This window comes from Adlercreutzia faecimuris (assembly GCF_022669055.1).
In the GTDB taxonomy this organism is placed as follows: domain Bacteria; phylum Actinomycetota; class Coriobacteriia; order Coriobacteriales; family Eggerthellaceae; genus Enterorhabdus; species Enterorhabdus faecimuris.
This window is the reverse complement of sequence record NZ_JAJMLW010000001.1, coordinates 786,463-798,667: the sequence shown is the minus strand read 5'-3', so window position 1 is coordinate 798,667 and position 12,205 is coordinate 786,463. Positions and strand designations below refer to the sequence as shown.

The window sequence follows — 12,205 nt, the reverse complement described above, 5'->3', positions numbered from 1 at the left end:
GCGCTACAGCCGCCAGGCGCGGCCGAGGCGCTCGGACTCGGGCACCGAGTCGACCGGCGTGCCGTCGGCCAGCACGTGGCCGGGGCGCACCTCCAGGAGCGGCTTCACCACGAAGTCGCGCTCGCAGATGCGCGGGTGCGGCAGCGTCAGGCGGTCGTTGGCGAAGTGGTACAGCTGGTAGTCGAGGATGTCGATGTCGCAGGTGCGCGGGCCGTTGGGCACCTCGCGCACGCGGCCCAAGCCGTTCTCGATCGCCTGGAGGCAGTCGAGCAGCTCCAGCGGCGGCAGCCCGCTGCGCAGGAGCACCACCGTGTTCACGAACTCCTCCTGGTCGGCGAGGTAGGCCGGCTCGCTGCCGTAGAAGCCGGCGATGTCGATGATGGTGGTGTCGGGCAGCAGGCACAGCTGGCCGATGGCGTGGTTGAGCTGGGCGATCTTGCCCTCCTGCTCCTCGCCGGGGTGCGCCACCAAAGCGACGTTGGCCCCCAGGCCCAGCAGCACGTAGGGCCGCAGGTCAGCGAGGGCGGCGACGGTGGCGGGCACGTTGTGGGTGCGCACCACGGTGGCCCCCAGCTCGCAGGCCATGAGCGTCTCGGCGGCCGACGCCTCATCACGGGCCAGCGGGTCGTCGATGCCGTAGGCCTTCTTCATGAAGCTCTTGCGCGACACGGCGCACATCACCGGGTAGCCCAGCCGCGCGATCTCGTGGAGGTTGCGCAAGAGCTCGACGGTCTGCGAGGCCGTCTTGCCGAACCCGGGGCCCGGATCCAGGCAGATGCGGTCGTGGGCGATGCCCAGCGCCTCCAGCTCGGCCGCGCGGTCACGCAGGTAGTCACGCACCTCGGCCACCACGTCGTCGTAGGTCGGATCATCCTGCATGGTGGCCGGCTCGCCCTGCATGTGCATGACCACCAGGCCCGCGTCGCAGCCGGCGGCCACGGCGCGCATGGCCGGATCGCGGAAGCCGGACACGTCGTTGATGACGGATGCCCCCGCCGCCACGGCACGGCGCGCCACCTCGGCGCGGCGGGTGTCGGCCGACACGCACAGCCCCTCGGCGGCCAGGGCCTCGATCACCGGGCCCACGCGGCGCCACTCCTCCTCGGCGTCCACCGGCGCGGCGCCGGGGCGCGTCGACTCGCCGCCCACGTCGATGATGGCGGCGCCCTCCTCGGCCATCTGCCGCCCGCGGGCGACGGCCTCCTCGGCGGAGGCGAACTGGCCGCCGTCCGAGAACGAGTCGGGCGTCACGTTCAGGATGCCCATGATGACGGGCTTGTCGGTGTCGAACTCAAACGATGCGCACTGCCAGCTCATCAGCATCTCCTCTCAAGGACAACGGGGACGTAGGATGTTGTCCCGCCCCGCCGCCCTCACGTCTCTGCTCCCCGCGCGAGGACAACATCCTACGTCCCCGTTGTCCCGCGTCTCTGCTCCCCGCGCGAGGACAACATCCTACGTCCCCGTTGTCCGTCTCGAGGACAACATCCTACGTCCCCGCCGTCCGCGTGCCAAACGAGAGGGGCGCGCCCTCAGGGCGCGCCCCTCCAAGTTCCTCGCGTAGTATGCCACAGGCGGCGCTACCGCGTGCCCGCGTCGCCGCCCTTGCCGGCGGCGTCGTCGGCCTTCGGGGCCGCCGGCTGCGCCGCCGCGTCAGCGTCCGCCGCGTCGGCCGGGGCCGCGTCGCCGGCGAGGGGATCCTCCCCCGCGGGCGCCGGCGCGGCCGGCGAGGCGTCCATGACGTCCTCGCGGCGGATCTCGGCGTCCACCTCGGCCTGGGTGGGCATGTCGGCGCGGTTCGCGTCCTCGGCCGCCGGGCGGTAGGGGCCGTTGGGATCCTGGTCGCCGGGCTCGACGGGCTCCTCGCGCCAGTTCGGGTCGGCCAGCTGGGCGTCGCGGGCGCGGGCCGCGGCCTCCTCGGCCTCCTTGGCGGCGATGATGTCGTCCTCGCGCGCCAGGTAGTCGTCCCACTTGTTGTCGAGCAGGGCCTCGCAGGCCTCGCCCTCCACCGTCTCGCGCTCCAGAAGCACGCTCGCCATCAGGTTCATCTGGTCAGCGCGCGCCGCCAGGATGTCGTGGGCCCTATCGTGGGCCTCCTTCATGATGACGGCCACCTGCTCGTCGATGCGGCGCGCCGTCTCCTCGGAGTAGTCCTGGGTGTTGCCGTAGTCACGGCCCAGGAACACCTCGTGGTTGGGCTGGCCGAACACCTGGGTGCCCAGCGGGCTCATGCCGTACTGGGTGACGATGGCGCGGGCCATCTTCGACGCGCGCTCCAGGTCGTTGGAGGCGCCGGTGGTGATGTCGTCGCAGAAGATCTCCTCGGCGACGCGGCCGCCCATGAACACGGCCAGCTCGTCCTTCATCTCGCCGAGGGTGTTGAGCACCTTGTCCTCGTCGGGGATGGACAGCGTGTAGCCCAGCGCGCGCCCACGCGAGATGATCGAGATCTTGTGCACCGGGTCGGCGTGGTCGAGCAGGTGCCCCACCAGGGCGTGGCCGCTCTCGTGGTAGGCGATGGTGTGCTTGGTCTGCTCGTTCAGCACGCGGCCCTTGCGCTCCGGCCCCGCGATGACGCGCTCCATCGACTCGCTCACCTCGCGCATGGTGATGATCTTCTTGCCGCGGCGCGCCGTCAAAAGCGCCGACTCGTTCATGAGGTTGGCCAGGTCGGCGCCGGTGAAGCCGGGGGTGATCTTGGCCACCTTCGCCAGGTCCACGTCCGACCCGATGGGCTTGTCCTTGGCATGCACGTTCAGGATCTTCTCGCGGCCCTTCACGTCGGGGGTGTCCACGACGATCTGGCGGTCGAAGCGACCGGGGCGCAGAAGCGCCGGGTCGAGCACGTCGGCACGGTTGGTGGCGGCGATGAGCACCACCGAGTCGTTGGACTCGAAGCCGTCCATCTCGACCAGCAGCTGGTTCAGGGTCTGCTCGCGCTCGTCGTGGCCGCCGCCGAGACCCGTGCCGCGCTGGCGGCCCACCGCGTCGATCTCGTCGATGAAGATGATGGCCGGAGCGGCCTCCTTCGCGTCCTTGAACAGGTCGCGCACGCGGCTGGCGCCGACGCCGACGAACATCTCGACGAAGTCGGAGCCCGAGATGCTGAAGAACGGCACGCCCGCCTCGCCGGCCACGGCGCGCGCGAGCAGCGTCTTGCCGGTGCCCGGAGGGCCCACCAGGAGGCAGCCGCGCGGGATCTTCGCGCCCATGGACTGGTACTTCGCGGGGTTCGCCAGGAAGTCCTTGATCTCCTGCATCTCCTCCACGGCCTCGTCCACGCCCGCCACGTCGGCGAAGGTGACGTCGGGGCGCTCCTCGAGCGACTTCTTGGCCTTGTTCTTGCCGAAGTTCATCTGGGAGTTGTTGGCCTTCTGCATCTGGTTGAAGAAGAACAGCAGCAAACCGGCGATGAGCAGCATCGGCAGCAGCGCGCCGAGGATCTCCATGAACGGGCTCGGCAGCGTCACCTGGTACTGCACGTTGGGATGGCGCGCCATGAGCTCGCCGAGGGAGTCCTGGCCGACGTAGGTGGAGGTGTAGTTGTGCACGGCGCCCAGCGTGGCCGGGGTCAGATCGGTGGTGCCGATGCCCGGCAGCACCGCCCCGTCGGGGGACTTCAGCGTGGCCACGCGCGCGTTGAGCGCGTCGAAGGCGCTGTTGAAGGCGTCAGCCGCCGTGGCGCCCGCCGTGGCCGCCGGGTAGTAGGTGCCCGACACGGTGTAGTCGCCGGCCGCGTAGACCACCTTCTCGACCCGGTCCTGCTCGACCGCCTGGACGAACTCGGACGTGATGAGGTTGTCGGTGGGGTTGGAGCTGGCCGCGCTGAACGACATGAACTGGCTGCCCACGAAGAACGCCACCAGGAGGAACAGGATGACGGTGATGATGGTGGTACGCGAGTTCGGCTGCTGGAACTGCGGGTTCGGCTTCTTGTTGTTGTCGTCTGCCATGGGTTTCCTTTACTGGTAGAGCTCGGGCTTGAGCACGCCGATGTAGGGCAGGTTGCGGTAGCGCTCGGCGTAGTCGAGCCCGTAGCCGACGATGAACTCGTCCGGGCACTCGAAGCCCGTGTAGCGGCAGCGGATATCTGCCTGGGCCCGAGTCTTCTTGCGCAGCAGCGTGGCCACCTCGAGCGAGGCGGGCTTGCGCGACTGCAGGTTCTTCATGAGGTACTGGAGCGTGAGCCCCGAGTCGAGGATGTCCTCGGCGATGATGACGTGCCGGCCCGTGATCTCGGACGACAGGTCCTTCAGGATGCGCACGACCCCGGAGCTCTTGGCGCCGTTGCCGTAGGACGAGACGGCCATGTAGTCCATCTCGATGGGCAGCTCGATGGCGCGCGCCAGATCGGCCATGAAGATGGCGGCGCCGCGCAGCACCGACACCATCACGATGCCCTCGTCGGCGACGGGGGCGTAGTCGCGGGTGATGGCCGCGCCCATCTCGGCGACGCGGTCGGCCAGCTCCTGCTCGGAGAAGATAACGCGCGATACGTCTTCGTTCATGTCGTGCATAGCCTGCATGCCACCTTCCCGATGTCATCGTTGGCTTAGACGAATATAGGCGATCACAGGCCCAGACTCAGGAAAGTGACCAGTTCCGTCATTGATCTGATATTCAAAGGGGAAGTGTACCATTGCCCCGATGGGAGGCGAGGCATTCCGGCCACCCTCCCGCAAGTGCCCACATTCCGCTCCCGCGCGAGCCGGCGGCGCGGCGAGCGGGCGGAAGCGCCGCGCGTGGCGGGGCGACCGGGGGAGGCGCCGCACGTGGCGGGGACGGGCGCCTCCGCGGCGCGCGGCTAGGCGGGGATGAGGTCGGGGAACTCGCGGACGAGGCGCTCGGCAGGCAGGCCGATGACGGTGTCGAGCGCGCCGTCGAGGCGCTCGACGAGCGCGGCCCCCTCGCCCTGGATGGCGTAGGCGCCGGCCTTGTCGAACGACTCGCCCTTGCGCAGGTAGTCGTCGATCTCGGCGTCCGTGAGCTCGCGGAACGTGACGCGGCTCACGTCGGCGAAGGTGCGGAAGCCCAGCGAGACGTCGTCGGCCGTCGGCGCCGCGATCATCCACACCGATACGCCGGTGACGACCTCGTGGGTGGCGCCGGACAGCGCGCGCAGCATGTGCTTGCCGTCCGACAGGCTGCGGGGCTTGCCGAAGATGACGCCGTCCTTCACCACCATGGTGTCGGCGCCGATGACGATGAGCATGCCGGTGAAGTCCTCGGCGAGCACCTCCTGCACCACGGCGCCGGCCTTGCGCTCGGCCAGCTTCTTGGCGGCCTCCTCGGGGTTGGCGGCCAGGTCGGGCTCGAGCGTCTCGTCCACGGGCGTGGCGGGCGTGCGCACGGTGAAGGCGACGCCGGCCTGCTCGAGCAGCTCGCGGCGACGCGGGCTGCCGCTGGCGAGCACCACCTGGAAGGGCGGCATCGCGGGGGCGTCCTGCGGGGCGTCGGCGGTAGGGGCGGCTGCGGCGTGATCGGTCATGGGAGGTTCCTCTCAGTTCTTCTTGCGGCGGGCGCGGAAGGCGGCCATGGGCTCCACGCGCACGCCGTGGCGGTTGGCGCTGACGGCCAGGTCGCCCTGGATGTTGGCCACATATCCGCCACGCGGGCGGTCGGGCGCGGCGGGGGCGCCCGGCGCGGGGTCGGCGGCGGGCGCGAACCCGGCGAGCACCGCCTCGACGCTGGCCGCCTCGACGCGGGCGTCGGGCCCGAGCACCCGCCCGAGCAGCGTGCGCACGGCGCGGCGGCGCAGGGGCACGGGCGCCTCGGCGAAGGCGGGCTCGAGCAGGAAGCCCGCCGCGGGGTCGGCATCGCCGGGCGTGGCGGCGGCGCCGGACGCGGGGGCGTCGCCGGACACGGGGCCAGGGGCGCCGGGCGCGTCGGTGGGGTCGGCGGCGCCGGCGCCAGGCGCACCAGCAGGCGCGTGGGTGCCGGGCACGTCGCCGGGCGCGCCGGCAGCACCCCCTGTGGTGCCCTCCGCGCCCTCCGCCCCGTCGCGCGCGCCCTCCGCGCCGAGCCACGCGACGGCGCGCGCGACCAGGTCGTCAGCCATCCCGTCGAGCATGTCGTCCTCGTCGGCGATGAGGTTCATCGTGCGCGTGAGCACCTCGGGCAGCGCCGGGTTCCACTCCCGCGCGCGCGGCACCACCTCGTGGCGCACGTAGGCGCGGAAGCGGTCGGTGTGCGCGTTGGTGGCGTCCTCGCGCCAGAGGGCCCCCGCCTCGTCGCGCGCGACGGGCAGGCCCGCGTCGGCGCGCTCGGCGATGAGGGCGCGCAGGTCGTCGCGGGTGAGGTCCAGGAGCGGCCGCACGACCGGCCCGTTGCGGTAGCGCATGGCGCGGAACCCGCCCGGGCCCGTGCCCACGATCGAGCGCATGTAGAAGCTCTCGATGCGGTCGTCGGCCGTGTGCGCCGTGAGGATGCGCCCCGCCGCCAGCGGCACCGCCTCGTGCAGGCACATCGAGCGCAGGGCCTCGTTGGCGGCCAGGTAGCGCTCGTGGCGCGCGACGGCCTCGACGTTGCCGCCGGTGCGCGCGGCCTCGCCCGCCACGTCGACCTCGCACAGGAACAGGGGGAATTCCAGCAGCTCGGCTAGCTGGGAGACGAAGCGGGCGTCGTCGTCGGCATCGGCGCCGCGCAGCTGGTGGTTCACATGGAGCATCGCCACGGCGCTAAGGTCGCCCTCCTCGCGCAGGCGGTGCGCCAGGTACGCGAGCGCCGTGGAGTCCGACCCGCCCGACACCATGAGCAGGGCCGCGCCGTCGGGGGCCGCAAGCGCGTGCTCGGCCAGGGTCGCCCGGGCGCGTGCCAGGGCCGCGTCGGCGGCCGGCGTGGCCGGCGCGCCCGCGGCGGCGCGGGGCGCGGGCGCCGCCGTGCGCTGCCCGGCGCCCATCACGCGTCCTCCCCCAGCATCAGCTGGTAGACGTGCACGTCGTGGTAGCGGCCGAACTTGAGGCCGGCCTCGCGCAGGGTGCCGCACAGCTCGAAGCCCATCTTGCGGTGCAGCCCGCGGCTCGGCTCGTTGTCGCCCGTGATGTGCGAGACGATGGAGTGAATGCGCCCGCACGCGCGCGCCTTGCCCAGGATCGCCTCCATGAGCAGGGTGGCCACGCCGCGGCCGCGGGCGTCGCGGTGCACGTAGACGGACAGCTCGGCCGTGCAGAGGTAGGCGGCGGGCGGGCGGAAGGCCGACAGGCACGCGTAGCCCGCCACGCGGCCGCCGGCCTCGGCGACCACCAGGGGATGCACGTCGGACTGGTGGTCGGCGAACCACTGCTCCCACATCTCCAGCGTGCGCGGCTCCAGGTGCAGCGGCGATACGCTGCTCACGATCTGGCCGTTGTAGATGTCGAGCAGCGCCGGCACGTCGTCGGGGCGACCGGGGCGCAGCAGGATAGGCAGCGCCGCGAGGGACGCGGCAGGGCTGGCGTCGGCGCGGGCCGGCGCGGCGGGGTCGGGAGCGGCGAGACTCACGGGCGGGCTCCTTCGGAACGGGCGAGCAGGGCGATGGACTCGATGTGGTCGGTGTGGGGGAACATGTCGACGGGCTGGACGACGGACACCTCGTAGCCGGCGCGGGCCAGATGGCGGATGTCGCGCGCCTGGGTGGCCGGGTCGCACGATATGTACACGACGCGCTCGGGTGCCAGGGCGGCCAGCGCGTCCAGGAACTCGGGGCTCGCGCCCGACCGGGGCGGGTCCATCATCACCACGAGCGGGGCCGGGTCGGCCTCGTCGGCGCGGCGGGCGGCCAGGGCGCGCATGAACACGGCGGCGTCCGCGGCCATGAACTGGGCGTTGCCGATGCCGTTGTGGGCGGCGTTGGCCCGCGCGTCGCGGATGGCCGACTCCACCACGTCCACCCCCGTCACGCCGGCGGCGCCGCGGGCGGCGGCCACCAGGCCGATGGTGCCGGTGCCGCAGTAGGCGTCGATGACGTGCTGGGTGCCGTCCAGCCCCGCCAGCCGGATGGCCTCGTCGTAGAGCACCTCGGTCTGCCCGGCGCTCACCTGGTAGAACGACTGCGACGAGATGCGGAAGCTCAGCCCGCACAGGGTGTCCAGGATGAAGCCGGGGCCGTAGAGCACGCGCTCCTCGTCGCCCAGGATGACGTTGGTCTGGCGCGTGTTCACGTTCTGGACCACCGTGGTGACGAAGGGGCAGCGGCGCACCAGCTCGCGGCAGAACGCCTTGGACGCGGGCAGCTCGTCGCCGTTGGTGACGATGGTGACGAGCACCTCGCCGCTCTGGTGGCCCACGCGCACGACGGCGTGGCGGACAAGGCCGGTGCCGGCGTCCTCGTCGTAGGGCTCCATGCCGTGGCGCTCCATGATGTCGCGGACGGCGAGGGTGACGGCCTTGGCCTGCTCGTTCTCGATCAGGCACGACGCGGTGGGGATGAGGCGGTGGGTGCCGCGCTCGTACATGCCGGTGAGGATGGCGGGGCCGTGCGCGGACTTGTCGGAGCGCGCGGCGCGGGCGGCCTGCCGGGCGCCGCGGCCGCGGGCCGGGGCGTAGGGAGAGATGACCTTGTTGCGGTAGTGGGTCGGGTCGGCCATGCCGATGATGGGGCGCAGCGCGCCGGCAGGCGCCACGCCGGCGAAGAGCTCGGCCATGCGGGCGTCCTTGGCGGCCAGCTGGTCGGCGTAGGGCACCTCGACGGCCGTGCAGCCACCGCACCGATCCGACACCGGGCACACCCGTGCGCCGCGGGCCGCCGCGCCCTGCGCCGCCGCGTGCGGCCGGGGCCCGCGCGCGTCACGGGCGGCATCGCGCGCCGCCGGCTTCCCCGCCTTGGCGCGCGCCTTCCCGCCGGGCTGCCCGCCCGGCTGCCGCGCCTTCCCGCCGCCGGGCCGCGCATCTGCCCGCCGCGCCGCGTTCTTCCGTTTTCCCTGCTTGTCCGCGCCCCTGCCGGCGCCGCCCTGTTTCTTCATGGCGCCTATTCTGGCACATCTGCCCGCCCCGGGTCGGCGGCGCGCCGGCCGTCCACCGCTTTACCACGGCGACGGGACGCGTAACGGCTCGCTGACCGTTGAAAACCCAGCTTTTTGCTGTACTTTCCCTTTGCTAAGGTGACCCCTGAGAGAACGGGACCGGCGCTCCCCCGCCGCCCCCCACCGCAACCGGAAAGGAACCGCCATGAGCTTCTTCGCCCGCTGGCTCGTAACCGCCATCGCCGTGGCCGCCGCCGTGTGGCTCGTGCCCGGCATCGAGATCATCGGGGGCGACTCCGCCTGGATCGGCATCGCCCTGTTCGCGCTCATCCTGGCGCTGGTGAACATGTCCGTCAAGCCCATCCTGCAGGTGCTGTCGCTGCCCATATCGGTGCTCACCCTGGGCATCTTCTACCTGGTGGTCAACACGCTCATGCTGTACCTGGCCGCGTGGCTGGCCAACGGCCTGTTCGGCGTGGGCTTCTGGATCGCCAGCTTCGGCAGCGCCTTCGTGGCCTCCATCGTCATCTCCATCGTGAGCGCCATCGTTAACTCCATCGTCGGCGACAAGTAGCGGGCGTAGCGCCCGTCGCGCCCGCGCGGCCCGCGTGCGGGCGCGACCCGCGCCGCGCCCGCACGCCGCGACCCGCCTCCCCGCGCCGCCTTCCCGCTTCCCCTGGGGGGGGCGGCGCGCGTTCTCAGCGCCCGGGCGCTGCGCGCTAGAGGGCCAGGCGGTAGATGGCGGCGGCGTCTTCCAGGGTGAGGCGGCGCAGGCTGCCGAAGGCGTCGCCCTTGTTGGCGCGCAGGGTGGGCAGCATCCGCTCGATGTCGTCCTCGGCCACGCCCAGCTCGGCGAGCGTCGTGGGCATGCCGAGCGACGCGAAGAACGCGCGCGTCTCGTCGACGGCCGACAGCGCGTCGGCCAGCACGTCGCCGGTGGGCGCCAGGCCGAACACCTCGCGGCCGTAGTGGGCGAAGCGCGCCGGGTTCTCCTCGCAGACGTACTCCATCCACGCGGGGAACATGACGGCCAGCCCGGCCCCGTGGGTGATGGACGGGTCGAGGGCCGACAGCTCGTGCTCCAGCGCGTGGGTGGCCCAGTCCTCGTGGCGGCCGAGGCCGGCCAGCCCCTGGTGGCAGAGCATGCCCGCCCACATGACGTTGGCGCGGGCGTCGTAGTTGTCGGGCTCCACCAGCACGCGCGGCGCCTCGGCGCGGATGGTGCGCATGAGCGACAGGTTGAGATTGTCGGTCACGGGCACCGGGCCGTAGTCGTCGAAGAAGCGCTCGAGCAGGTGCGCGAACATGTCGGTGAGCCCCGCGGCCGTCTGGAAGGGCGGCAGGGTGAAGGTGAGCTCCGGGTTCATGAAGGCAAGCTTGGGACGCTGGGCGTCGCTGCCGTAGCCGGTCTTGCGGCCCAGCTCGTCGTTAGACACCACGGCGTTCTTCGACGCCTCGCTGCCCGCGGCGGGGATGGTGAGCACCACGGCGATGGGCAGGACGTCCGGGTTGGGGCGCTTCGTCTCGAACAGCTCCCACACGTCACCGTCGATGCAGGCGCCGTTGGCCACGGCCTTGGCCGAGTCGATCACCGACCCGCCGCCCACGGCCAGCACCCAGTCCACCTCGGCCTCCTTGCACAGGGCCACGGCCTCGCGCACGAGCGTGATCTCGGGGTTGGGGCGCACGCCGCCCAGCTCCAGGTGCTCGATGCCGGCCGCGTCCAGGCTCGCGGCCACGCGGTCGATGAGCCCGCTTTCCCGCGCGCTGGCGCCGCCGAAGTGCACGAGCACGCGTCGGGCGCCGCGCTCGGCCAGCTTGGCGCCCACCTGCTCCTCGGCCCCGCGGCCGAAGACGAACTCGGTGGGCGAGACGAAGTCGAAGTTCTCCATGAAGCGCTCCTCCTCGGGATGACGACGGACTTTAAGAAAGGATGAAGACCGGCGGGCGCCGGCGGCAACTCAGGTAAACTTGCGCTTACGCCTTCCCCGCAGAGGGAGGCGGCCCCCGCGACGTCCAGTATACTGGACGATCCGCGGCACCGATCGAAAGGAACGCCATGCAGACCATCAACCAACACGAGAAGGCCATCCGCTACCTCGGCATAGCCGTCGTGGTGATATCGGCGCTGGCCATCTTGGGAACCATCATCGGCTTCATCTTCATGGCCGTGGGCCAGGCGGCCTGGAACGCCTACGGCCCCGACCTCATCCAGCAGGGCCTCGAGTACGACTACGGCCGCGGCCACCACGGCTCCGGCTATTACGGCGACCTGAGCAGCTCGGACGTGATGGGCCTCATGGGCCTCACCATGGGCATCGGCTACGTCGCCCTGGGCTGGGAGCTCGTCACGGCCGTCGTGTCGCTTATCGCCGGCATCCTGGCCATCCGCGGCGCCGCCGACCGCTCCAAGCTGGGCGGCGTGTTCGGCTGGGGCATCGGCGGCGCGGTGGCCGCCTTCCTGGGCGGGCGCCTGGTCACCTGCGTGCTGCTGGTCATCGCAGCCGTGTTCGCCAACAAGGACAAGAACGCCCCGGCCTGGCCCGAGGCCGGCTACGGCTACGCCGCCCCCGCGCCGGGCTACGGCCAGCCGGTGCCGCCCGCGGCCCCCGCGTGGGGCCAGCCCGCCGCGCCCGCCTACGGCGCGGTTCCCCCGGCGCCCACGGCGGCTACGCCCGCGGCCGCGCCGCTCGACCCGCAGGTCCAGGCCTGCCAGGCGGCCTACCAGCAGGGCTACGGCGCGCCCGCCGCGACGGCGGCCCAGCCGGTCGCCTACGCTGCCGCGCCCGTCGCGTCGGCCGGGGCCGCGCAGGCCGCCGCGCCGGCTGACGGGGCCGCGCAGGCCGCCGCTGCCGTGAACGCCGCCGAGGCCGGCGAGGCCGCCCGCGCCGCGGCCGAGTACCAGGCCGGCGCCGTATCCGCCGAGGCCGCCGACGTGGCGCACCTGGCGGCCGACGCCGCCGAGGCCCAGGCCGGCACCGTGGAGGTCGTCGTCATCGAGGACGCCCCGGCCGAGGCGCCCGAGGGCGAGCAGCCCAAGGCCTAGCGCCGCGCGACATACGCCATGCAGGGAGGGGGCGTCCGGCGGGCGCCCCCTCCCGCGTCTCTTCCCCCTCTCCCCCACCTTCTTTCTCCCCTCTTCCTCTTCCTCTTCCCCTATCTCTCCTTCCCCCCTCTCCCTCCTCTCCTTCCTTCCTCCCTTCCCTTTCCCCACCCTACCCCAAACGGCGAGATCGCCTGTTTTTGTCCACGTTCCGGGACAAAAA

At 72.2% G+C, this 12,205-nt stretch carries 10 protein-coding genes; 2 read left to right on the top strand and 8 right to left on the bottom strand.

Translation table 11 applies throughout. The annotated features are described in order from the left end of the window. Positions 1-3: 3 nt before the first annotated feature. The 7 genes from folP to rlmD form a co-directional block, all read right to left on the bottom strand. Positions 4-1,317: a dihydropteroate synthase gene (gene folP / locus LPT13_RS02695; protein ID WP_242163242.1), complete on the bottom strand. Its 1,314-nt coding sequence runs from the start codon at positions 1,315-1,317 to the stop codon at positions 4-6. A 263-nt stretch (positions 1,318-1,580) separates the two neighbouring features. Beyond that, complete coding sequence (gene ftsH / locus LPT13_RS02690; protein WP_242163240.1) at positions 1,581-3,953, bottom strand: ATP-dependent zinc metalloprotease FtsH; 2,373 nt, start codon at positions 3,951-3,953, stop codon at positions 1,581-1,583. Between the two features lie 9 nt (positions 3,954-3,962). Then, positions 3,963-4,526, bottom strand: coding sequence for a hypoxanthine phosphoribosyltransferase (gene hpt, locus LPT13_RS02685; RefSeq protein ID WP_430622550.1), 564 nt, complete (start codon positions 4,524-4,526; stop codon positions 3,963-3,965). Between the two features lie 278 nt (positions 4,527-4,804). Next, complete coding sequence (locus tag LPT13_RS02680) at positions 4,805-5,488, bottom strand: Maf family protein (protein WP_242163238.1); 684 nt, start codon at positions 5,486-5,488, stop codon at positions 4,805-4,807. Between the two features lie 12 nt (positions 5,489-5,500). Continuing rightward, complete coding sequence (gene tilS / locus LPT13_RS02675) at positions 5,501-6,898, bottom strand: tRNA lysidine(34) synthetase TilS (protein WP_242163236.1); 1,398 nt, start codon at positions 6,896-6,898, stop codon at positions 5,501-5,503. After that, on the bottom strand, positions 6,898-7,479 hold the full coding sequence (locus tag LPT13_RS02670; protein WP_242163235.1) for a GNAT family N-acetyltransferase: 582 nt from the start codon (positions 7,477-7,479) through the stop codon (positions 6,898-6,900). The genes tilS and LPT13_RS02670 overlap by 1 nt, the downstream gene beginning before the upstream one ends. Next, on the bottom strand, positions 7,476-8,939 hold the full coding sequence (gene rlmD / locus LPT13_RS02665) for a 23S rRNA (uracil(1939)-C(5))-methyltransferase RlmD (protein WP_277926803.1): 1,464 nt from the start codon (positions 8,937-8,939) through the stop codon (positions 7,476-7,478). Before rlmD ends, LPT13_RS02670 begins: the two co-directional genes overlap by 4 nt. 205 nt (positions 8,940-9,144) lie before the next feature. Between rlmD and LPT13_RS02660 the strand changes: the two genes are divergently transcribed. Continuing rightward, complete coding sequence (locus tag LPT13_RS02660; protein WP_242163231.1) at positions 9,145-9,513, top strand: phage holin family protein; 369 nt, start codon at positions 9,145-9,147, stop codon at positions 9,511-9,513. A gap of 145 nt (positions 9,514-9,658) precedes the next feature. On the opposite strand, the gene LPT13_RS02655 is transcribed toward LPT13_RS02660, so the two are convergent. Then, positions 9,659-10,831 (bottom strand): iron-containing alcohol dehydrogenase, encoded by a 1,173-nt coding sequence (locus tag LPT13_RS02655; RefSeq protein ID WP_242163229.1) that lies wholly within the window; start codon positions 10,829-10,831, stop codon positions 9,659-9,661. A gap of 167 nt (positions 10,832-10,998) precedes the next feature. On the opposite strand from LPT13_RS02655, the gene LPT13_RS02650 reads away from it, so the two are divergent. Continuing rightward, on the top strand, positions 10,999-11,985 hold the full coding sequence (locus LPT13_RS02650; RefSeq protein ID WP_242163227.1) for a hypothetical protein: 987 nt from the start codon (positions 10,999-11,001) through the stop codon (positions 11,983-11,985). Positions 11,986-12,205: the final 220 nt, after the last annotated feature.